This window comes from Duganella alba (assembly GCF_009674495.1).
GTDB classification, from domain to species: Bacteria; Pseudomonadota; Gammaproteobacteria; order Burkholderiales; family Burkholderiaceae_D; genus Rugamonas; species Rugamonas alba.
In genome coordinates this window covers 52,850-75,576 of sequence record NZ_WKJN01000028.1, presented here as the reverse complement: position 1 = coordinate 75,576, position 22,727 = coordinate 52,850, and the positions used below count along the sequence as shown (strand labels likewise).

Here is a 22,727-nt window from a genome sequence, read left to right as displayed (position 1 = left end):
AAAACAATGTTTTTACGGCTATCCGTAAATGCTTGTCTATACACGTTAAAGCCGGGAGCGGACGACAAACTTTATTCGTAGCGACAGAACTTTGTTCAGGCCGGACAAAAAAAATGCACTGCACCGTTAAGATGCAGTGCACGAAGGTGGACGGAAATTAACCGACGAAGCTGGCGTAACTCTGCGTAGTGCTACGTAGCGCGGCGGCAGGCAGCGCGGCCTGTGCACGCGGAAGGTGCGCAATCTCGGTGGTCGACAGATGCAGGTGCGCCAGGCTGTTGTCGGCCAGGTGGCAGGCGTGGAACTGCATCGGCGCGGCGGCATCCAGCAAATAAACCGTGTCCATGTTGGACGGGTCGTAGGCCACCTTGACCTGCCATGGACCGCGCAGGCGCGCCCGTTCGAACCAACGCTCGTTGATGGCGCGCGCACAACTGTACCAACTATCGTATAGCGCGATGCCGTCGGCGGTGACGGTGGCTTGTGCCACCGGCATCAGGCTGCAGCGGATCAGGTGCTCAGGATAGATCTTTAATCCGCCACCGCGGTTTTCCACACCCCAGTCCCACAAGCGGCGCGGCGTGGCGCCGTCCGCGGCGGCCAGCGCCTGGCGGTTGTTGTAGTACAGGATGCAGTCGATGACGATGCGGGTGAACTGGTCCAGGTCCATCACGCCATCCAGCCGGCATGGCGCGCCCTGCGCATTCGGCGCCAGCAGGCGGAAACGTTTTTCCAGCACCGCGCGCCAGTCGGACGGCCCCTCCTCCACCGCCACGCAGCGCAGGTTGAAGTTGTTCAGCAGCGTGTCGCCGCTCCAGCCCAGCGTCAGCGCGGCGTTGGCCAGCAGCGTTTCCGGCAGGTGGCGGCACGGCCACTGCTCGGCCTCGATGCGGCGGCCGAGCTGCTGGCTGTAGCGCTGCTTGTCGGCGCCGCAGTTGGCCAGCGCCAGCATGGCGTGCGGCCACTGCGCCTCGCCCAGGCCGATGTAGACGCCGCACACCATGCGGCTGAAGGTGTCCGTCACCACGTACACCAGCGGCTGGCCGATGGCCTGCAGGCGGTCGGCGCGCGACACCAGCTGCACCTCGGCGCGCACGGCGTCCAGGTAGAAGCCGGCGCCGGGACGGCCGGGCGGCAGCGCCGCCAGCGGCTGCTGCAGCGCGCCCGCGACCACGCTGGCCGCAGGCTGGCGGCGCGCCACCTCCGGCGGCCGGTCGTCGTCGTGATCGAGCCAGTAATTGAACTGGCCGAAGGTCGGCACCTCGGTGGCGGCGCCCGGCGATGCCGCCTGCACCCGCCCGGAGGCTGGATCGATGCGGCGCTCGACAAAGAAATCGCCCAGCATCTGCTGGTAGGCGCCCAGCCGCGAGAACTTGGCGTTGGCGGCCGCATAGCGGGCCGTGGCGACACGGAAGGTGCGGCGGATGTCTTCGTCCGCATTCAGGCCCGGACCGGCGTCAGCGCCGTTCTTGCGCGGCCTGCCGCGCTTGACGCCGGCCGACGACTGGCGCACCTTGCCACGGCCGCCGGAATTGCTGTAGTCCGGCAGCAGCGCATTGGGCGTCTGCCCGCGCTGCCAGTAGCGGCGCAGGTAGCGGTAGATGGTGGGATGCGACACCGCATGCTGCGCGGTGGCCTGGGCGATCAGCTGGCCGCGCTGGCGCGCCTCGTAGATGCCCGGCTCCTGCGCCACCAGCGCCTCGATGATTTCCCAGGCGCGCGCACGCAGTTGCAGGTGTTTCGGCGGCAGCAGTTCCTGGCTGACCACCATCAGGTAAGGATCGGCCGCCAGCACGCTGGCATGGCCGGCCCGGATGTCGGCGTGCAGCGCCGACAGTTGGATCATCTCGACTTCCGCCGAGAGCGCCGCCACGTCGAATACATAGGCGTGGCTTTGCTCGGGTGAGATCCAAAGGATGCGGACGGTGCGCGGCGACGGATGCGTGTAGTGCAGCAGGTCGTTCCGCAGCAGCATTAGCGCCCCTTGGAGAAATTGCCAGCGTTGAACGGCCGCGTATCGACGTAGATCGAATGCGGTCCCATATTCGATTCGCGCAGCATTTGCGGCTTGATCGAATCAACCAAGACAGTCCACAGCTTCCTGAATGAAGTCATTGCCTTGCTCCCACGCTAACGTCTCCAGGTTTGAGGCGCTGATGCCGCCGCCACTTATCACGATTGTGCTATCACATATGCAATAAGCGGGCCAGCTTGCTTCTACTATGACAACGCTGGCGACTGCGGCTCTTTAACCTTCGACAAGCTTTGTTTTGGTGCAATGCAGCACCGGCGCTGTGCATGGGCAGGAATGAAAACGGGGCCTTGCGGCCCCGTGGTATCAGTACTTCTTGGCTTTAGGCTTGGCGCCCGGCGCCGGCTTTTTCGGCGGCGTGTGCTTGGCCGATTCCGGCGGCATGCGGTCAACCTGGCTGATCTTCAGCTGCGCGCCGCCGACCCAGACCTTGCCCAGGCTCTTGAACATGTCGTCAGGCATGCCATCCGGCAATTCCAACATGGTGTGGTTGTCGAAGATCTCGATGCGGCCGATGTACTTCGCTTCCAGGCCGGTCTCGTTGGCGATGGCGCCGACGATGTTGGCTGGCGTGACTTCATTGGCGCGGCCCACTTCAACGCGGAAGGCGCTCATCGGCACCGACTGCTTGCCGATTTTTTCCTTTTTCTTCTTGGCCGGGGCGTCGTCCACTTCCTCGGCGGCGGCGCGCACGGTTTTCTCCAGTGGCGACGCGGCCGGCGACGGCGCGGCGGCGGCTGGCTTGACCGGCTTGACGGCGGCGGCCTTGACCGGCTTGGCCGGCGCTGGCGCCGACGCTGCTGGCGCGCCCTCGCCGTCCACGCTGATGCGCAGCGCCTGGCCGGCGACACGGATGCCGGCCATCATGTCCAGCGCTTCGCGGCTCAGGGTGTCCGGCATGTCCAGCACCGCGTAGTCGTCGTAGATCTCGATGCGGCCGATGTTCTTGGAGTCGATGCCGCCTTCGTTGGCGATGGCGCCGACGATGTTGCCCGGCTTGACGCCGTGCTGGTAGCCCACTTCAATGCGGTAGGTGCGCATGCCCGGTTCCGATTCGCGCACGATGCGTTCCTTTTTCGGGAAGCGCTCGCTGCGTTCGCCACGCTCGGCGCGGTCGCCGAAGCGGTCGCCGCGTTCAGGGCGGTCGAACGACGAGGTGGCGCGTGCAGGACGCTCTTCCCACTGCGTGACCTGTTTCTTGTCCAGCAGCAGCGGCACGTCGCCACGGGCCATCTTGGCCAGGGCGGCGGCGATTTCCAGCGCCGGCACGTTCTGCTCGCGCTCGAAGTCCTCGATCAGCGACTGGAACTGTTCCAGGCCGCCTTCTGCCAGCGTGTCGGTGATCTGCTGCTTGAACTTGGCGATGCGGACGTCGTTGACCGCCTGGATGGTCGGCAGCTCCAGCTGGCCGATCGGCTGGCGCGTCGAGCGTTCGATCATCTTCAGCAGGCCTTTTTCGCGCGGCGTGATGAACAGGATCGCCTCGCCGCTGCGGCCGGCGCGGCCGGTGCGGCCGATGCGGTGGGTGTAGCTTTCCGGATCGTGCGGCACGTCGTAGTTGACCACGTGCGAGATGCGCTCCACGTCCAGGCCGCGGGCGGCGACGTCGGTCGCCACCAGGATGTCGATCTTGCCGTCCTTCAGCTGCTGGATGGTGCGCTCGCGCTGCGCCTGCTGGATGTCGCCGTTGATGGCGGCGGCCGAGAAGCCGCGTGCCTGCAGCTTCTGCGCCAGTTCCTCGGTGCCCAGCTTGGTGCGCGAGAAGATGATCATGCCGTCGAAGTTCTCGGCTTCCAGGATGCGGGTCAGCGCGTCCAGCTTGTGCATGCCGGACACCAGCCAGTAGCGCTGGCGGATGTTTTCATTGGTGCCGGTTTTGGCGGCGACCGTGATTTCCTTCGGATTGCGCAGGTAGGTGTTGGCGATGCGGCGGATGGCCGACGGCATGGTGGCCGAGAACAGCGCGGTCTGGCGCGATTCCGGCGTCTCCTGCAGGATGCGTTCGACGTCGTCGATAAAGCCCATGCGCAGCATTTCGTCCGCTTCGTCCAGCACCAGCGTTTTCAGCTTGGACAGGTCGAGCGAACCCTTGTCCAGGTGATCGATCACGCGGCCAGGGGTGCCGACCACGACGTGCACGCCGCGGCGCAGCGCCGACAGCTGCGGGCCGTAGCTTTGGCCGCCGTAGATCGGCAGCACGTGGAAGCCGGGAATGTGCGTGGCGTAGGTCTGGAACGCCTCGGCGACCTGGATCGCCAGTTCGCGCGTCGGCGCCAGCACCAGCGCCTGCGGCGTGGTCTGTTTGATGTCGATGCGCGCCAGGATCGGCAGCGCAAAGGCGGCGGTCTTGCCGGTGCCGGTCTGGGCCTGGCCCAGCACGTCGAGGTTCTGCATCAGCAGCGGGATGGTCGCGGCCTGGATCGGCGACGGCGACTCATAGCCAACGTCGTTCAGCGCCTTGGTAAGCGGGGCGCCGAGATCGAGATCGGAAAAAAGGGCAATAGGGGAGACTGGAGTTGCAGACATGGCGTCACTCAAAAAAATTGTTCGAATCGCCGAATTGCGAAAGAAATTTGTGCGTAGTTTACTCTGTCTGGCCGGAACTCGCGGTTTTTTACGTGAAATCAGGGCAAAATGCAGTCTTTTCATTCTTATATGCTCAAGATTACCTTCCTTGCATTAGCGCTGCTGGCTGGCGGCGTGCAGGCGCAGACGCCGATCTGGCCCGGCGCGGCCCCGGACGCCATCGCCGCGCCGAAACCCGAGTCCTCCGCGCGCGCCGAGGGCCACGGCGGCTGGACCAAGGTCAGCGATGTGAGCGTGCCGACCATGACGGTGTATCCGCCCCAGGGCGACAATAGCGGCGCGGTGGTGGTGGTGTTCCCCGGCGGCGGCTTCAAGGTGCTGGCCATGGATCTGGAGGGTACGGAGATCTGCGACTGGCTGACCGCGCGTGGCATCACCTGCGTGCTCCTTAAATACCGCGTCCCCAACGGCAACCACTACTGGGACGAGAAATGCAACTGCCACATCACGCCCAAGGTGCCGCGCGCGCTGCAGGATGCGCAGCGCACCATCCGGCTGGTGCGCTCCAGGGCCAGGGAACTGAATATCGATCCGGCAAGGATCGGCGTGATCGGCTTCTCGGCCGGCGGCTACCTGGTGGCGCAGACCAGCAACATCTTCACGCCGGCCTACAAGCCGGTCGATGCGGTGGACAGGATCAGCAGCCGTCCGGACTTCGCCATCGCGCTGTATCCGGGCCACCTGTGCCGCCCCGGCGGCAAATTCGACGGCAGCATCCGCGTCACCGCCAACACGCCGCCGACCTTTCTGCTGCAAGCCTGGGACGATCCGGTCGACCCGGTGTGCAACAGCCTGCTTTATGCGGAGGCGCTGGACCACGCGGGCGTGCCGGCGGAAGTCCATCTGTTCGCCAAGGGCGGCCACGCTTTCGGCCTGCGCGACAAGGAGCATCCGATTTCGTCCTGGCCGTCGCTGGTGGAAAACTGGCTCAAAGACATCGGCGTGCTGAAAGCGCTATAGTAAGTGTTTTACTTAGACGGAGTTTCTCCTCATGCGCATCCTGCTCACCGCCGCGCTGCTTGCCGGCTCGGCGTCCGCCGCCACCTACGGTCCCCAGCTGGAAGGCTTTAACTACCCGCATCCGCTGCAGAAATACAGCTTCACCTCGCAGGGCGTGAAGCTGGAGATGGCGTATATGGACGTGGCGCCGACCGTCGCGGCCAACGGCAAGACTGCTGTCCTGCTGCACGGTAAAAACTTCTGCGGCGCGACCTGGGACCAGACCATCACCGAACTGGCCAAGGCCGGCTACCGCGTGGTGGCGCCGGACCAGATCGGCTTTTGCGCCTCTTCCAAACCGGAGCACTATCAATACACCTTCCAGCAGCTGGCCGCGAACACCGATGCGCTGCTGAAGAGCATCGGCGTCAAGCAGGCCGTGCTGGTCGGTCACTCGACCGGCGGCATGCTGGCCACCCGCTATGCGCTGATGTATCCGGACGCCGTGGCGCGCCTGGTGCTGGTCAACCCGATCGGGCTGGAGGACTGGAAGGCGATGGGCGTGCCCGCGCCAAGCGTGGACCAGTGGTATGCGCGCGAGCAGAAGCTGTCGGCCGACAGCGTGCGTTCGTATGAAAAGGCGACCTACTACGTCGGCAACTGGAAGCCGGAATACGACAAGTGGGTGGACATGCTGGCCGGCCTGAACGCCGGTCCGGGCCACAAGCTGGTGGCGTGGAATTCGGCGCTGATCTACGACATGATCTTCACCCAGCCGGTGGTGTACGAATTCCCGCTGCTGAAGGTACCGACCTCGCTGCTGATCGGCGACGCCGACACCACCGCCATCGGCAAGGACGTGGCGCCGCCGGACGTCAAGGCGAAGCTGGGCCACTACAATGTGCTGGGCAAGGAAACCGTGAAGAAAATACCGAATGCGCGCCTGGTGGAATTCAAGGGCATGGGACACGCGCCACAGATGGAAGACCCGGCGGCCTTCCATCGCGCGCTGCTTGAGGAACTGAATCGCTGAAATGCCAATGCAGAAAAGACGGAGTTGGAATCCGTCTTTTCTCTTGCGCCGCCCAGGCCCGGAGGGTCCGGGGCGGCACGTCAAGCCCGAGGCTTACTTGATTACTTGCTGGCTGCTGGCGCCGCAGCTGCCGGGGTCGAAGCTTCAGCTGCTGCCGATGCTTTGACGTGCTTCTTGTGGGTCGCTTTCTTGGCGGCTGGCGCCGAAGCGGCAGGAGCCGAGGCGCTGGCCGATGCCGAAGCCGAAGCGGCTGGCGCAGGGGTTTGAGCGAAGGCAGCGGAAGCGAACAGGCCGGCGATCAGGGTAGCGATTACTTTTTTCATGATTCAGTCCTCTTTAGTTTATACGGTTTATATAATTACTTGCTTGATTACTTGCTTGCTGCTGGTGCTGCTGCGGCAGGTGCTGCGTCTGCCGGTTTGGCTTCTTTAGCCTTGTGATGTACTTTTTTCTTCGCGGCTGGTTTCGCTTCGGTTTTTTCCACGGCTGGCTTGGCTTCTGGAGCGGCAGGGGTGGTGGCAGGCGTTTGCGCGAAAGCTGCGGTTGCGAACAGGCCGGCGATCAGAGAAGCGATTACTTTGGACATGATGTTTTCCTTTTCGGGGTTTTCGGCATCAGGACAATTCCTGTGTCGCATGAGCAAAAAACGCGGCGTCCGACAGTCCAGTTGACGACCATTACAATTGCTTACAATCACGGTTTCACATCGTCCTTGAGGGCCGCCAGCGCGATCTTCTCCACCAGGCCCGGCGCGATCAGTTTCAGCCAGCGTCCCAGCTTGCCCTTGGTCGACATCACCACCTCGCGCTGGCGCGCGTGCATGCCGGCGATGATCAGCGCCGCGCACTCCTCCACCGGCATGGCCTGGTCCTCTTTCAGGCTGCTGCTGCCCAGCTGTCCGCCGGCGGCGTTGTAGCCGCGGTGGCGGATCTGCGTCGCCACTACGCCGGGATAGGCGGTGGTCACGCTGACGCCGGCCGGCTTGAGTTCCGCGCGCAGCGCCTCGAAGAAGCCGGCCATGGCGAACTTGGTGGCGCTGTAGGCGGTGCGTCCGGGCACGCCGACCAGCCCCGCCAGCGACGACACGGCGACGATGCGCCCGCGCGACTGCTTCAGGAACGGCAGCGCCGCATGCGTGCACCACACGCTGCCCCACAAATTAATCCGCATCAGTTCCTCGTACCAGCCCAGGTCTTCGACCTCGGCGAACAGCGCGTGCGCGGAGCGGCCGGCGTTGTTGATCAGCGCATCGATGCTGCCGAAGCGGGCGATCGCCGCATCCACCAGCGCCACGCACTGCGCCTGTACCGAAACGTCGGTGGGCGCCACCAGCGTCCGCGCGCCCAGCGCCGCGCACTGCGCCGCCACCTGCTCCAGCATGGCGGCGTTGCGGGCGGCCAGCACCAGCGCCACATCGGCGCCGTGCTTGCGTGCCAGTTGCCGCGCGATTTCCGCGCCGATGCCGTCCGATGCGCCGGTGATGATGATGGTATTCATAGGTCCCCTTTATTTTTGGCATATACAGTAAGATTACCGCCTTCTGTTCAAGAATTACATCACGGAGTAACTTAATGCGCCTTCCCGTTCTCGCCCTCACCCTTGCTGCCGGCCTTGCCCTGCAAGCCCACGCCCAGCAACCTGTTGTCGCCGAAGCGCCGCTGCGCGCCCACCTGTCCTTCCTGGCCGACGATTTGTTCGAGGGCCGCGGCACCGGCCAGCGCGGCGGCGACCTCGCGGTGCGCTACCTGGAAACGCAGGCCGCCGTCATCGGCCTGAAACCGCTGGCCGATGGCGGCTACCGCCAGTCCGTCAAGATGGAAGGCAGCAGGCTGTTGCCGGGCAGCTTCACGCGCTTCAGCGCCGACAGCGGCAAGATCCTGACGCCGGCCAACGGCAGCGAGATCGTGTTCGGCAGCTTCGGCGGCAAGGAAGACGTCACCGTCGATGCGCCGCTGGTGTTCGTCGGCTACGGCGCCGTCGCCCCGGAAGAAAACTGGGACGACTACAAGGGCATCGACATGAAGGGCAAGCTGCTGGTCATGATGGTCAACGACCCGCAGCCGACCGCCGAGGAACCAAACCGCTTCGCCGGCAAGGCCTATACCTACTACGGCCGCTGGCTGTACAAGTTTGAGGAAGCGGTGCGCCAGGGCGCCGCCGGCGTGCTGCTGATCCACACCACGCCGTCCGCCTCCTACGCGTGGAGCGTGCCGGCCACCAGCTTCGCGCACGAACGCTTCCACCTGGCCGGCAGCGGCAATCCGATCGAAGGCTGGCTGCAGGAAGAGACCGCGCGCACGCTGTTCGCCGCCGGCGGCTTCGATCTCGACAAGCTGCGCGCCGACGCCGAGCGCCGCGACTTCCGCCCGGTCGACCTGAAGGTCAAGCTGCACGCGGAGGTAAAGAGCAAGATCCGCCAGATCGAACAGTTCAACGTGGCCGGCATCGTGCCCGGCACCGATGCGAAGCTGAAAGCCGAAGCGGTGGTCTACTCGGCCCACTGGGACCACCTGGGCATCGACGACGCGGCCAAGGGCGACCATATCTGGAACGGCGCCATCGACAACGCCTCCGGCGTCGCCGCGCTGCTGGCGATGGCGCAGGAAGCGGTCAGGCACCCGGCCAAACGCACCCAGGTCTTCCTGTGGCCGGCGGCCGAGGAAACCGGCCTGCTGGGCAGCGCCGCCTACGTCAAGAACCCGGCCTGGCCGCTGGACAAGACCAGCGCCGACCTGAATCTCGATTCGATGAACTTCGTCGGCAAGACGCGCGACATCGGCGTCGCCGGTTCCGAGCGCAGCAGCCTGTACGCGGCGGCCGGCGTGGTGGCAAAGAAAATGGGCCTGACGCTGGCACCGGCCATTCCCGACCTGTCGGGCGCCTACTTCCGCGCCGACCACTTCAACTTCGCCCGCGCCGGCATCCCGGCCTTCAACGTCGGCTCGGCGGTGTTCTCGGGCGACGGCTACTTCGACTTCGTCAAGGACCAGGAGAAATCGCGCGCGCGCCTGGTGGCGTTCAAGCAGGACTACCACCAGCCGTCCGACGAATACCACGCCGACTGGGACTTGTCGGGCATGGTGCAGCAGGCGCAGTTCACGCTGAACCTGGGCTACGAAGTGGCTAACGCGCCGAAAATGCAGACCTGGAAGGCCGGCGACGCCTTCGGCAAGATCAAGCGTTAAAGAAATGCCACATGGAAACGGAGCGAGTCCGCCTATAATTCAGGCAGGGCGTACAACCGGGGATAGTCGTGTGGCTTAATGTTTTGATCATGTTGCGGCGCGGCCGCTGGGGCGCGGCCGCCGCCGCCCTGCTGCTGGCCGGCGCCGCGTCGGCCGCCAACGTCAATTTCAACGGCAGCAACACGGTGCCGGTGTGTCCGCTGACAGGCAGCACCTACACCTGCGCCGCCCTGCCGCTGGGCGCCAACGACACCGCCGTCATCAGCAGCGGCTACACCGTGGTCGTCAACAGCGACGTGGCGCTGGCCTACGCCCAGGGCCTGTCGATGAGCGGCAGCGCCGTGCTGCGCGCCACCGGCAACATCGACCTGTCCGCGTCCAATGGATTGAACGTCAGCGGCGGCGCGCTGATCGCCGGCGGCAACTTCAAGCTGGGCTCCAACGCCCAGAGCATCACCGCCAACGTCACCGCCGCCACACTCACCACCGGCGGCTCGTCGACCTACATCGGCGGCAGCGTGACCACCAGCGGCAACATCAACCTGGGCTCCAGCTCCACCATCACCGGCGCGGTCACCAGCACGGCCGGTTCCATCACCACCAATTCCAGCGTCAACCTGGGGCCGCTGTCGGTGGCCGGCAGCATCAACCTCGGCTCCAGCAACACCATCAACGGCGCCGTCAGCGGCGGCTCGATCACCACCAATTCCAGCGTGACCATGGGCGCGCTGACGATTACCAACGCGGTCAACCTCGGCTCGTCCAACACCATCAACGGTTCGGTCAGCGCCACCAGCATCACCACCAATTCCAGCGTCACCATCAACGGCTCGATCACGCTGAGCAAGACCAACAGCAGCAGCGTGGCCGACCTGGGATCGGGCATCAAGGTGACCGGCAACGTCACCGCGTATGCGGTCAAGACCAATTCGCCGGGCACCATCAACGGCGCCATCGACGCCGCGACCACCATCGATCTCGGCTCCAGCATCACCGTCGGCGGCCTGATCAGCGGCGCCACCGTCACCACCAACTCGCCGGTCACGCTGAACGGCGGCGTCAAGGCCAGCGTGTCGCTGACGGTCGGTTCCGGCAGCTCGATCACCGGCGACATCGTCGCGCCGGTGGTGACGCTGAATGCCTCCAACATCACGGTCAAGGGCGCGGTCACCGCCACCACCTCGCTGGACATGGGCAGCGGCACCGCCATCACCGGCACCGTCAAGACCGGCAACCTGACGATGCGCGCCTCGAACGCCGTCATCAACGGCAACGCCACCGTCACCGGCGACGTCGACATGGGCTCCGGCACCACCATCAACGGCGACCTGAGCGCGCGCAACGTCAACACCCGCGCCAGCAACGCCGTGGTCAACGGCAACGCGGCGGTCAATTCGATCTACATCGACTGGGGCAACAGCGTCACCAAGACCATCACCTGCACCGGCCCCGGCGCCGCCCTGTGCAGCTGCGTCACCAAGGCCGATCCCAACTACCAGCCGACCTGCGGCGCGGCCCCGTCCAGCGGCGCCGACCACATCCAGATCACCCACAACGGTCAGGGCCTGACCTGCCAGGGCTCGCCGGTCACGCTGCGCGCCTGCGCCGACGCCAACTGCACCAGCACCTACAACGGCAGCACCACCGTGACGCTGACGCCGGGCGGCGGCCAGGTCACCTTCACCGGCACCGGCAACGCCATGGTGTACGACCAGAAAGCGGAGACGGCGGCGCTGTCAGCCGGGGCCAACACCAGCTGCATCAACTCCGCCAGCAGCAACAGCACCAACCAGTGCAACATGACGTTCTCCGCCGCCGGCGTGCAACTGGCGGTGCCGGATCATGTATCGATGTCCTCCAACGTGCTGATGAACATCCAGGCGCTCAAGGCCGGTCCCAACAACGCCTCCTGCGTGCCCCTGGCGCAAGGTCCGGTGCAGATGAATTTCAGCTGCGGCTACAAGAACCCGGCCAGCGGCACGGCTGCGCTCCTGCTGGGCAGCGGCGACAAGGCGGTCGCCTGCAATGGCGGCACCACGCCGGTCGGCGTCACGCTCGACAGCAACGGGGTCGGCACGCTCTCCGTCAAATACCCGGATGTCGGCCTGATGAGCGTTGGCGCCAGTTACAACACCAGCGCCGTCGACGCCGCCGGCAGCACCAGCTTTACCGCCGCCCCGGCATCGTTCCAGATCGTCGGCAAGCCCACCCCGGACATCACCATCAACAAGACCGCCTTCGCGCGCGCCAGCGATCCGTTCGTGCTCAAGGTCAGCGCCGTCAATGCCAAGGGCGATGTCACGCCCAATTTTGGCCAGGAAACCCCGGCGCAGTCGTTTACCATCGGCCAGGTCGTGCTCAAGTTCCCGAGCGACGGCGAGCCGATCACCCCGGCCATGCTGACCCAGGGCACGTTCGCGCGGATTGCCGGCGGCATCGGCCAGAGCAACACCGACAGCAGCGGCCTGTGGGTGTTCCGCGAAACCGGCGTCATCACGCTGAACGCCGCGCTGTCCAACAGCAGCACTTACTACCTGAACACCACCGCGACCGGCTTCAAGACCGTCGGCACCGTCGACCTGCGCTTCGCCCCGCACCATTTCGATACCGTGCTGCTGCCTGGCGCACAAATGCCTTGCGCCCAGCTGGGCGGCTACAGCAATCCTTGCGCCAAGCCCTACGATCAAGGCAATTTCCTGTATGCCAAACAGGGCTTCAACATCCAGCTGAACGTCTACAAGGACGCCACCACGCTGTCGAAGAACTACCGCCTGCGCAGCGCCGGCAGCACCGACACCGAAGACGTGGCCCGCGCCATCACCTTGTCGGCGGCCAACGTGGCCGACGGCAGCGCCAATACCGTCCTGAACGCGGTGACGCCGTCGTTCCTGTTTGCCAAGGGCGTGGGCCTGCTCAACGGCAGCGCCCTGCCGGCGCTGGACTATGTCGCCAGCCAGTCTCCGCCGGCCGTGCCCGGTGCGCCGGCCACCATCTTCGTGCGCGCGGCCGACAGCGACGGCGCCACCTCGGCGCGCAGCGGCGCGATCGAGGCGCCGCTCACCATCGTCAGCGGCAAGATGATGACGGCCAATGCCTACGGCCCCACCACCGCCAAGGTGCCGGTCGAGGTGCGCGCCATGTACTACTCGGCGGCGGCCAAGACCTGGCTGTTCAATCCGCTGTTCCCGACCAGCGGCACACCACCGAACAGCAGCGTGCCAGGCGCCAGCTTCAGCGTGGCGGCCGACGGTGGCGTGTTCAAAAATTGCAATGGCATCAACTGCGCCGCCATGCGGCTGGTGCCGTCCACGGTGACGTTCGCCAACGGCAAGGCGATGTTCATGGTCGCGCCGCCGAACGCCAGCGGCTGGGCGGACGTCAGCCTCAACCCGACGCCGACCAATGCCGCCATGCCGGTCTACCTGCCGGTCTACGACACCGGCCGCCTGACCTTCGGCACGTTCCGCTCCGGCCCGGTGATCTACACGCGCGAGGTGTATAACTGAGCGGCGCTGCACGGCGCCGCAAAACGGGGTAGGATGGCCGTTTTTCTGAACCACCGCATAAGGACATCATGGAAACCAACTCCCAGTGGATCGACATTGACACCACCGACGGCACCTTCGGCGCCTACCTGTCGCTGCCGCGTGGCGGCAAGGGCCCCGGCATCGTGCTGCTGCAGGAAATCTTCGGCGTCAACCAACACATCCGCAACGTCGCCGACCAGTACGCGGCCGACGGCTACGTGGTCATCGCGCCGGACCTGTTCTGGCGTCACGGCGCCCGCATCGAACTGGGCTATGAGGACGCCGACTGGCAGCGCGCCGTCGAACTGATGCAGGCCACCGACTTCGCCACCTCGCAACAGGACATCGGCGCCACCATCAAGGTGCTGCGCGGCCTGGACGCCGTCGGCAACGCGAAGGTCGCCAGCGTCGGCTACTGCCTCGGCGGCCGCCTGTCGTACCACACCGCCGCCAACGGCCTGGTGGATGCGGCCGTGGCCTACTACGGCGGCGGCATCCAGAACGCGCTCAACCGCGCGCCGGAAATCACGGTGCCGCTGCTGATGCACTTCGGCGGCGCCGACAGCCACATTCCGCAGGACGCCGTGAAAAGCATCGCCGAAGCCTTCGACAGCAACGAGCAGGTCGAGATCCACGTCTACGAAGGCGCCGAGCACGGCTTCAACTGCAACCACCGCGGCTCCTACCACCAGCGCGCCGCCGCGCAGGCGCACGGCAACTCGCTGCTGTTCCTCGGCGAACTGCTTTAAGCCGGCAGGCCGCCCGGCGCGCCACGCTGCTTCAGCCGCCGCAGCTGCAACACCACGCCGACCAGGAACAGCAGGAACATCGCCCCGGTGATGGTCTGCAGTTCCGGCGCGTCGGCGTTCGGCAGCAGCGGCGCGCCGTAAGGCAGGCGGGTGGTCGATTCGGTCACCGCCGGAATCATGTGGAAGAAAAACGTCAGCGAGTAGCAGACCGTCGACACCGCCAGCGAGCGGGCGCCGAACCTGCGCTGGTCGGCCAGCCACGCCAGGCCCAGCACCACCAGGGTGACGATCCCCAGCACATGCGGCTTGCCGAAGCCGCCATGCTGAAAGATGCCGAAGCCGGTCAGGCAGGTCAGCAGCGTGGCCCAGACATAGGTTTTGCCCAGCGTACTCTCGGGCACGATGCGCTTGTCGCGCACGAAGGCGATCAGCGCGGCAACCACCGCCACCAGGCTGATCAGGGTGTGGATGACACCCAGGTAGGTGAGACCGTAGATCATGGCGCGTCCTTTCACAGTAGATCGCCTGATGCTACACAGGATGGCCGCCGCTTTCGTACCTCGAAAAGGGTATTGTGGACAAAATTAGAAAAATAACATCAGGATTGCAGCAGCGCGCGCAGCTGCGCCGTGGTCAGCGGCGGCGCCGTGGCGCGCTCGCGCAGCGCCCCCAGGATGCGCACGATCGCCTCCGGCGTGCGCGCCGCGCTGAAGTACCAGCCCTGCACGCAGCTGGCGCCGCGCCGCGCCAGCCAGAGCAGGTCGGCCTCGTCCTCCAGCCCCTCGCACAGCAGTTCCGCCTTGAACAGTTCGGCGATGCCCTGGATCAGGTGGAACAGGCCGGCCACCCGCTCGCTGCCCTCGACGCCGTGCACGAACTGGCGGTCCACCTTCAGGCGGTCGAACGGGAAGCTGCTGATCGCGTCGAGATTGGAATAGCCGGTGCCGAAGTCGTCGACCGCGATGCGCGCGCCCAGCGCGCGGAACTCGGCCACGCGCGGCCCCACCAGGTCGGCCGTGGCCAGCAGCTGGCTCTCGGTCACCTCGAATTCCAGCATGCCGCCGTCGATGCCGTAGCGCGCCAACAACTGCCGCAGATCGGCGATCACCTGCGGATGCAGCAGCGAGCGGCGCGAAAAGTTCAGCGCCACCGGCACCACCGGCAAGCCCTGGTCCAGCCAGGCGCGCATGTCGCGGCACACCTGCTCCAGCACCAGCATGTCGAGCTGGTAGATCTTGTCGGTGCTTTCCGCCAGCGGGATGAAACTGTTGGGAAACACCATGCCGCGCGCCGGATGCTGCCAGCGGACCAGCGCTTCCAGCCCGATCAGCACGCCGCGCAGGTGATCGACCTGCGGCTGGTAGTGCGCCACCAGCGCGCCATACTGGCGCTCGCCGTCCAGCGCGCCCTGCAGCTCGAACACCATGCGCGAGCGCGTCAGCAGTTCGGCGCCGTACTCCTTGAGCGCGGTGCGCTGCAGCGGGCCGCCGATCGACGACGACGCCGTGTCGGCCGCGTCCAGCAGGGCCACGGCGGAGCCGCTGTACGGCAGCGCGTGGTGCGCGATGCCGACCCGGCCGTGCAGCACCTGGGTGCCGCCGCGGCCCAGGCCCAGCGGCCGGCTGATGACCGCCTTCAGCGCTTCGAGCAGCTGGACCTGGCGGTCGCGCGCGCCGAACAGCGCAAACGCGAACTGGTCGCCGCCCAGGTGGCCGACCAGGTTTTCCGGGCCGGCCCAGATGGCGATGCGCTGGCCGATCTCGCGCAGCACCAGGTCGCCCTGCTCGCGCCCGAAGACATCGTTGAACTGGCGGAAGCCGGCCAGGTCGATATAGCCGACCACCAGGTGCGGCTGCGCCGTCTGCTCCAGCCCCAGCTGCAAGTGGTGCAGGAACACGTGGCGGTTGGACATGCCGGTCACTTCATCGCAATAGCGCAACTCCAGCGTATCGACCACCAGCCGGGCCATGCCCTGCAACATCATCTGCTGTTCGGCGTCGAGGCGGCGCACGGCCCTGCTCATCACCCACAAGGTGCCCAGCAGATAGCCGCGCGCGCCATGCAGCGGCACGGCGGCGTAGTGGCGGTAATGGGGCGCGTGGGTCACCAACGGATTGTGGCAGAAGCGCGCATCGTCGCCGGCGTCCTCCACCTCGAAGAAATCGGACTCGGTGGCGGCGCCCACCACCCAGGTGCAGAACGAGCCGGAGCGCGGCACGTGGCGCGCCTCCATGCCCACCCGCGACGGCAGCCAGATCTGCGACTGGTAGACGATGCTGATGCCGCCGATATCGGCGCCCACCGACTTGATCGCCAGGCTGGTGATCAGGTCCAGCTTGGGATCGGGCTCGTCCAGGGTAATGGCGTAGCGCGACAGTTCAGCGAGACGGCGCTGCTCGGCTTCCTGTGCTGGTAACTCGCTGGTATCCATGCTTGCCCCCACTCATTCATGCTTGCATGGTGACATAAAAATGTAATTGTTGCATCCATTTCACGGCGCCTTGGCCTGCCACCAAAGGCGGAGTGCGCGTCTTGCGTTAAAATGCCTGTTACCTTTTCAAGGACCGTCATGGCACGCTTAAAACTGGATTTTCCTGAAGATCAATATTGTTTTTCCACCCAGCTGACGGTGCGCGTCACCGACATCAACGGCGCCAACCACCTGGGCAACGATTCCATGATCTCGATGATCTCCGAAGCGCGCGCGCGCTTCCTGTTCGACCACGGCGTGCAGGAGACCGGGCCGGACGGCATCGGCATCATCGTCACCGACCTGGCGACCACCTACAAGGCCGAGGCGCATGCGCGCGACCAGCTGGTGTTCGAGGTGGGCGTGATGGATTTCAACCAGTACGGCGGCGACATGGTGTTCCGCGTCAGCCGTCCGCGCGACGGCAAGCTGGTGGCGATGGCCAAGTACGGCTTTGTGTTCTTCAACTACCGGACCAGCCAGGTCACCCCGATGCCGCCGGAGTTCCTGGCCAAGTTTCCCAAGGTGAACCGGCTCGACTGACCTAGCGCTGCGCCACCTTCGGCACGATGGCCTTGTTGAACCAGTCGTCGAGCATCTGCTTTTCGTAGCGCATCGGATCGCTGTCGAAGTAGGTGGTGCGGCTCTGCTGGTAATTCATGTTCGACAGATTGTCGTCGCCGCTGCGCAGCACCTGGCCGTTTTCCTCCAGCGTGTAGCGCAGGTGCATGCGCGGCCAGTCGGCGCCGCCGGTCATGATGCGGATGTCCTCGCCGCCGCGGCGCGGATACAGGCGGCCGGCCAGGTCGATGTCCAGCACCTCGATCTTCAGCGTCTGCCCCGGCGGCAGCTTCTTGTCCAGCGTGGCGAAATAGGCGCTGAAATCCTTCAGCGTGCGCTCGCGGTCGTAGCCGCCGCGCGGCACATCGGTGTAGTCTTCCGGCTTGGTGTAGGTGACGGTCACCTCCGCCAGCGCGGCGCGGGAGGCCAGCAGCGCCAACACGGCGGCCAGCACGGTTCGGGTCATCAGGCGCATGATGGCGCTCCTTCCATGGTTGATACCAGCAATATAGACCTTTTCCCCGGCGCGCGCCCGCGCTGAATAAGTTTGTTACCAATCCCCGGCCGCCGCGCCTGCGTGACGTTTTGTATCGCTTTGTATCGCAATGTCACAGCCCTGTCATACCAAATCGCTAAGATTGCCGCCGTCGAAGCCTAGCCAACGCTTCGCATGATGCCCGCCAGGCACATGGACCGGCCACACACTACAACAGGGTAAGCACACCATGACCGAGCAACTTGATCCGTCCCGCCGCAGTCTTCTCAAATTCCTGTCCAGCGCGCCATTGCTGCCGCTGGCCGGTGGCGGCGCCACCGCCGCCCTGCTGGCCGCTTGCGGCGGCGGCGACACCGCCGCGCCGGCGCCGCAACTGATGTCGGTGAGCTTCTCCGGCATGGCCGCGCCAAGCCTGGCCGACGCGCCGAAAATGGCCACCACCACGGTTGCCTCCGCCATGCAGGCGCTGTACTCGGACGGCAAGACCATGCCGTACAACCTGGCTTACCAGACCTTCTTCATCACCGGCGCCCAAGTGCCGAACGGCAGCGGCGGCACCACGCTGGCCGGCGGCTACTGGGACATCAACAACAAGCCCATCCTCGACAAGACCGACGCCAACTCGCGCCAGTTCTTCTCCGACGCGCCGGACGGCACCTCGCTGCTGAAGCTGGCCTCGACCACCGTGGCCGGCATCAAGGGCAACGCCGTGTTCGCCGTGGTGCAGTTCGAATACACCACCCGCAACGTCAAGGGCGACTCCGTGTACGGCATGCTGCCGTCGCCGATCGCCATCCTGACCCTGGACCAGGACAAGACCACCGGCGCGCTGACGCTGGTGAAATACCACAACGTCGACACCAGCCCGGCCAACGGCCTGTGGATCACCTGCGGCGCCAGCCGTTCGCCATGGAACACCCACCTGTCGAGCGAAGAGTACGAGCCGGATGCGACCGTCATCGGCACCAACACCCAGTTCGCCAACTTCAGCCTCAACCTGTACGGCGACGCCGCCAAGGCCAATCCGTACCACTACGGCCACCTGCCGGAAATCACCGTCAATCCGGACGGCACCGGCAGCTGCAAGAAGCACTACTGCCTGGGCCGCATCTCGCACGAACTGGTGCAGGTGATGCCGGACGAGCGCACCACCCTGATGGGCGACGACGCCACCAACGGCGGCCTGTTCATGTTCGTGGCCGACAAGGCCAGGGACCTGTCGAGCGGCAGCCTGTACGTCGCCAAGTGGAACCAGAAGACCACCGACAACGGCGGCTCGGCCACGCTGTCGTGGATCAAGCTGGGCAGCGCCACCTCGGCCGACATCAAGGCCCTGGCCGACAAGCTGAAAGCGACCGACATCATGGACGTCAAGACCGCCGATCCATCGGACGCGTCGTACACCAAGATCCCGTTCAACGGCAAGTTCAACTGGATCAAGATCATGCCGGGCATGGAGAAGGCCGCCGCCTACCTGGAAACCCACCGCTACGCCGCGTTCAAGGGCGGCAGCATGGGCTTCACCAAGATGGAAGGCACCACCGTCAACGCCAAGGACAAGATCGCCTACTCGGCCATCGCCGCGATCGGCTCGGCCATGACCAACGGTTCGGGCGGCATCTCGATCAAGGGCCCGAGCGCCGGCGCCGTCTACGCGCTGAACATGAAGGCCGGCCAGGTGGACGACAGCGGCGCCGCCATCAACAGCGAATGGGTGCCGGTCGACATGGCCGCCGTGCCGGCGCTGCTGTCGGAAGATCTGAAAACCGCCGACGCGCTGGGCAACCTGGCCAATCCGGACAAGGTGGCCAATCCGGACAACATCAAGTTCTCGGAAAAGCTGCGCACGCTGTTCGTGGGTGAGGACAGCGGCACCCACGTCAACAACTTCCTGTGGGCCTACAACGTCGACACCAAGGCGCTGACGCGCATCCTGTCGACGCCGTCGGGCGCCGAATCGACCGGCCTGCACGCGGTGGACGACATCAACGGCTTCGCCTACATCATGAGCAACTTCCAGCACGCCGGCGACTGGGAAGCGGCGCTGCACGGCAAGGTGCAGGCCACGCTCGATCCGCTGATCCGCGCCAACTACCGCGACCGCTACGGCGCCGCCGTCGGCTACCTGACCGGCTTCCCGGCGCTGAGCTTCTAAGGCGCCACGCACCGGTTCGCGCTTACCTGACGATCCGCGTCTCCGGCACCGGGCCATAGCCCTTGCTGGAGCCGGTGAAGCGGAGCTCGAACCGGTCCAGCGTCACCGCCGGATCGAGCGCGTAGACTTCCAGCGTGTGGCTGCCGGCCTGCCACGGCAGGTTGGCGATCTCCGCCGACACCTCGTTATCGAGCACGCTCTGACGCCAGGCCGCCGCGTAATATTCGCGGCCGAAGTCGAGCACCTGCGGCGCGCCACCGTCCAGCGACACCGCGATGCGCATCCTGCCGCTGGTGGTGGCGGGGAACAGCGGCAACGCCACCGCGCGCAGTGTCACGGTCTCGTCGAACACATAGTTGGGGAAGCTGTAGTCGCGCTCCGGCTTCAGCGTGTGGAAGCGGTACAGCAGGCGCGGCGCCTTCGCCAGCGCGGCCGCATCGGCAACGTCGACCGGCTGCAGATCCAGCGCCGCCTGCACATCCGCGCCCGTGTGGCCGACACCGTCCAGCACACGCCATGCGCCGCTCAGGCGGTCCGCGTGCGCGGCATACATCGACACCACGCCCTGCGCATCGATGAAGGACGCCGCCTTATCCGCTATCGGCGGTGCGACACGGACGTGGACATCGATCGGCTGCTGGCCGACGCTGCACGTCACGCGTATCAAGCCATCCTGCATCTGCTTCGGCGCCTGCGACCAGTCGATCGACACCTTCAGCCGCTGTTCATAGCCCGCCGCTTGCGAGAAGCGGCCGGTGGTCTTGTCGAGCTTAATCCACGGCACGCTGGGCACCGCGCTCCAGCTGGCATCCAGCGCCTGGCTGGTGAAGATGTCGAAATAGTAGCTGCGCGCGCCCAGCTCGGGGCTGAAGGTCGGCAGCGTCGGGAAGAACCAGTCCTTGTCGTCGAAGAAGCCGCCGCCTTCTACCTGCACCGGACAGCGCCGCGCATCGTCGGGTATCGACCAGGTGGGAATGGCCGGCGGCAGATAATTGGTCAGCGACTGCGGATAGCTGTTGGAGATGTAGCGCCACTTGCCGCCTTCAATCTCCTCGCCATAGCGGCGCACGTTCGACAGGATGGCTTCGTGCGCGCGCCTCGACGCTTGCGCATAGGCGTTGGCGCTGGCGCGGCGCTGCATACCGTAAGCGATCGACTTGTCCATGGCCAGCTGGCGCAAATTCATATTGCCGGCGACGGCGACCGGGTAACCGACCAGTTCATAGAACGCCGACTTGCGGTCGGCGGGCAACAGCGCCTCCAGCTCCCGCGCTTCGGCCATCAGCGTCTTGTAGGCGTCGGCGCGGCGCGCGTTCTCGTCGCCGAAGTCGGTCAGCGAAAACCGCGTCTGCTGCACCGGCGTCATCGGAAAGGTGGTGTTGAACGCCATGAATTCCGGATTGCGGCCGAAGGCCAGCTTGTAATAGCGCCACATCACGTCGGCGACCTGGCCGCCCTGCTGCGCGCCGAAATTCTGTACCGCCCATTGCTCCATGTAGGCGCGCGCGGAACCCGGCTGGGCGAAACGGTCCATGTCGAAGGCAAGCGCCAGATAAAAGTCGAGCAGGTATTCCACCGGCTTGATGTTACCGGCGTTGAGCATCCACACGCTGCGCGCATTGCCGTGATAAGCGCGCGTCATCTCTTCCCACATCAGGTTGGGATCGGTGGACGGCAGCAGCAGGTAATTGCCCGGCGCGCCCCAGAACGTGGCGTGGTAGTAGACGCCGGAGCCGCCCGCACGTTCGCGCTCGTGGGCGTCGTTCAGCCGCAACAGGTAACCGTAGTTATCGTCGGGCCAGATGATGGTGACGTCGTCGGGCAACTGGATGCGGCCCGTGTTGTAGGCGGCCGTCACCTCCTTGTACGGCGTGAAGGCCTGCGGGATCCGCTCCGCCGGCTTGCCGAGCGTGGCGCTGAGGATCTTGCGCTGCGCCTGGATCACGTCGTGCAGGATGTCGCCCATCTTCGCGGCGAAGTCGGCGCCCTCCATCGGGAAATCGTCGACGCCGCGCATGCCGACCGTGTAGAGATTGTCGTACTTGCCCCACTGCTCGACCGCGCCGCGCCAGTAGTCGGTCAGCCGCTCCTTGTTGGTGCGCCAGTTGTAGGCGCCCATGGTTTTCTCGTTCCACTCGACGGCGTTGTCGCGCAGGAGCATTTCGACGTGCGACGAGCCACGGATGACCGCATAGTCGGCAGCGACATCGTAATTCTCCGGCTTGAGGTTGAACGGCGGATCGGTGCTGTTCATGCCCGGCCAGATCAGGTTGGCCTTCAGGCGCCACATCAGTTCGAATACACGCGCATAGGTCTTCGGCCCGATGCCGCCAGCCTCCGGCTCATGGGTCCGCGCCCAGTCGCGGAAGAAGGACGCGTTGATGAAGAAGCCGCGGTACTTGACCGACGGCGGCCTGGAGAAACTGGCGGCCGCCGACACGTCGATGCGCGCCACCGGCCGCGTCTTGACGTCGGCCCACCATTCCCAGGCCGACACGCCCATCTCGCGCGTCAGGTCGACCACGCCCCACACCGCCCCGCGCGGGTCGGCGCCGAAGATGAGGATGGCGCGCGCTTCCGGATCCCAGGGAGCGGGGATCACGGCGCGGCCGTAGGTTTCCCACTTGCCGGCAATCGTCGCGGCGGACAAGCCGTTCTTGCGCAGCAATTCGGCAATCACCGGCGACGAGGCCAGGCCGACGATCACGCCTGTTCCGTGGCCGGACGCGACGCCTTGGCCGATGTCCGGCGCGCGGCCGGTGAGGTGTTGCAGATCGCCCGCCAGCAGCTCGGCCGCCTTGCGGATCGGCGCACCGCCCGCCGGATCGTAGACGACCCGTGCCACCGTGCCGCCGTCGTACAGCGCCAGCCGTGCCTGCTCGGCGGCCTGCACCGGCAGCACGCATGCCAACAACAGGCAGCAAGCGATGCCTGAAAAATAACGAACCATGTCTCCTCCTTTGGGTTTTTAACCTCTGTCCCCGGAGGATACCT

The 22,727-nt window shown here is 65.6% G+C and carries 17 protein-coding genes; 7 read left to right on the top strand and 10 right to left on the bottom strand.

Annotated features, from left to right (window positions below):
* Window positions 1–157 precede the first annotated feature (157 nt).
* From GJ695_RS22980 to GJ695_RS22970, 3 genes are all read right to left on the bottom strand, one after another.
* The gene (locus GJ695_RS22980; RefSeq protein ID WP_154368898.1) at window positions 158–1,975 is read right to left on the bottom strand and encodes a TnsB C-terminal domain-containing protein; all 1,818 of its coding nucleotides are present in this window, start codon (window positions 1,973–1,975) and stop codon (window positions 158–160) included.
* Window positions 1,975–2,115 (bottom strand): hypothetical protein, encoded by a 141-nt coding sequence (locus GJ695_RS22975; protein ID WP_154368896.1) that lies wholly within the window; start codon window positions 2,113–2,115, stop codon window positions 1,975–1,977. Before GJ695_RS22975 ends, GJ695_RS22980 begins: the two co-directional genes overlap by 1 nt.
* A 223-nt stretch (window positions 2,116–2,338) precedes the next feature.
* The gene (locus tag GJ695_RS22970) at window positions 2,339–4,558 is read right to left on the bottom strand and encodes a DEAD/DEAH box helicase (protein ID WP_154368894.1); all 2,220 of its coding nucleotides are present in this window, start codon (window positions 4,556–4,558) and stop codon (window positions 2,339–2,341) included.
* Window positions 4,559–4,687: 129 nt separating this feature from the next.
* On the opposite strand from GJ695_RS22970, the gene GJ695_RS22965 reads away from it, so the two are divergent.
* Together GJ695_RS22965 and GJ695_RS22960 are read left to right on the top strand one after the other, a co-directional pair.
* Window positions 4,688–5,578 carry an alpha/beta hydrolase gene (locus tag GJ695_RS22965; protein ID WP_154368892.1) on the top strand — a complete coding sequence of 297 codons (891 nt, stop codon included), beginning with the start codon at window positions 4,688–4,690 and terminating at the stop codon, window positions 5,576–5,578.
* A gap of 31 nt (window positions 5,579–5,609) precedes the next feature.
* Complete coding sequence (locus GJ695_RS22960; RefSeq protein WP_154368890.1) at window positions 5,610–6,590, top strand: alpha/beta fold hydrolase; 981 nt, start codon at window positions 5,610–5,612, stop codon at window positions 6,588–6,590.
* 101 nt (window positions 6,591–6,691) lie between these two features.
* Here GJ695_RS22960 and GJ695_RS22955 read toward each other — a convergent pair whose 3' ends face one another.
* The 3 genes from GJ695_RS22955 to GJ695_RS22945 form a co-directional block, all read right to left on the bottom strand.
* On the bottom strand, window positions 6,692–6,913 hold the full coding sequence (locus GJ695_RS22955; protein ID WP_154368888.1) for a hypothetical protein: 222 nt from the start codon (window positions 6,911–6,913) through the stop codon (window positions 6,692–6,694).
* Between the two features lie 47 nt (window positions 6,914–6,960).
* Window positions 6,961–7,176 (bottom strand): hypothetical protein, encoded by a 216-nt coding sequence (locus tag GJ695_RS22950; RefSeq protein ID WP_154360930.1) that lies wholly within the window; start codon window positions 7,174–7,176, stop codon window positions 6,961–6,963.
* A gap of 107 nt (window positions 7,177–7,283) precedes the next feature.
* Entirely contained in the window at window positions 7,284–8,087 is an 804-nt protein-coding gene (locus tag GJ695_RS22945; RefSeq protein WP_154368886.1) for an SDR family oxidoreductase, read from the bottom strand.
* Between the two features lie 74 nt (window positions 8,088–8,161).
* On the opposite strand from GJ695_RS22945, the gene GJ695_RS22940 reads away from it, so the two are divergent.
* From GJ695_RS22940 to GJ695_RS22930, 3 genes are all read left to right on the top strand, one after another.
* Window positions 8,162–9,775, top strand: a complete 1,614-nt coding sequence (locus GJ695_RS22940; protein ID WP_154368884.1) for a M28 family peptidase — start codon at window positions 8,162–8,164, stop codon at window positions 9,773–9,775.
* Window positions 9,776–9,843: 68 nt separating this feature from the next.
* A complete protein-coding gene (locus GJ695_RS22935; RefSeq protein WP_154368882.1) occupies window positions 9,844–13,281 on the top strand; it encodes a DUF6701 domain-containing protein in 3,438 nt (1,145 codons plus the stop codon).
* 68 nt (window positions 13,282–13,349) lie between these two features.
* The gene (locus tag GJ695_RS22930; protein WP_154368880.1) at window positions 13,350–14,051 is read left to right on the top strand and encodes a dienelactone hydrolase family protein; all 702 of its coding nucleotides are present in this window, start codon (window positions 13,350–13,352) and stop codon (window positions 14,049–14,051) included.
* Here GJ695_RS22930 and GJ695_RS22925 read toward each other — a convergent pair.
* Together GJ695_RS22925 and GJ695_RS22920 are read right to left on the bottom strand one after the other, a co-directional pair.
* Window positions 14,048–14,551: a hypothetical protein gene (locus tag GJ695_RS22925; protein ID WP_154368878.1), complete on the bottom strand. Its 504-nt coding sequence runs from the start codon at window positions 14,549–14,551 to the stop codon at window positions 14,048–14,050. The two genes, GJ695_RS22930 and GJ695_RS22925, sit on opposite strands and share 4 nt — an antisense overlap.
* Window positions 14,552–14,649: 98 nt before the next feature.
* Window positions 14,650–16,482, bottom strand: a complete 1,833-nt coding sequence (locus GJ695_RS22920; protein ID WP_154368876.1) for a putative bifunctional diguanylate cyclase/phosphodiesterase — start codon at window positions 16,480–16,482, stop codon at window positions 14,650–14,652.
* Window positions 16,483–16,620: 138 nt separating this feature from the next.
* Here GJ695_RS22920 and GJ695_RS22915 point away from each other — a divergent pair, with 138 nt between their 5' ends.
* Complete coding sequence (locus GJ695_RS22915; protein ID WP_154368874.1) at window positions 16,621–17,064, top strand: thioesterase family protein; 444 nt, start codon at window positions 16,621–16,623, stop codon at window positions 17,062–17,064.
* Window position 17,065: 1 nt separating this feature from the next.
* Here the strand turns inward: GJ695_RS22915 and GJ695_RS22910 are convergent, their stop codons facing one another.
* Window positions 17,066–17,557 (bottom strand): DUF3016 domain-containing protein, encoded by a 492-nt coding sequence (locus GJ695_RS22910; protein WP_154368872.1) that lies wholly within the window; start codon window positions 17,555–17,557, stop codon window positions 17,066–17,068.
* A 250-nt stretch (window positions 17,558–17,807) separates the two neighbouring features.
* On the opposite strand from GJ695_RS22910, the gene GJ695_RS22905 reads away from it, so the two are divergent.
* Complete coding sequence (locus tag GJ695_RS22905; protein WP_154368870.1) at window positions 17,808–19,733, top strand: PhoX family protein; 1,926 nt, start codon at window positions 17,808–17,810, stop codon at window positions 19,731–19,733.
* A 22-nt stretch (window positions 19,734–19,755) separates the two neighbouring features.
* Here GJ695_RS22905 and GJ695_RS22900 read toward each other — a convergent pair whose 3' ends face one another.
* Window positions 19,756–22,683, bottom strand: a complete 2,928-nt coding sequence (locus tag GJ695_RS22900; protein ID WP_154368868.1) for a glycosyl hydrolase 115 family protein — start codon at window positions 22,681–22,683, stop codon at window positions 19,756–19,758.
* Between the last annotated feature and the right edge of the window lie 44 nt (window positions 22,684–22,727).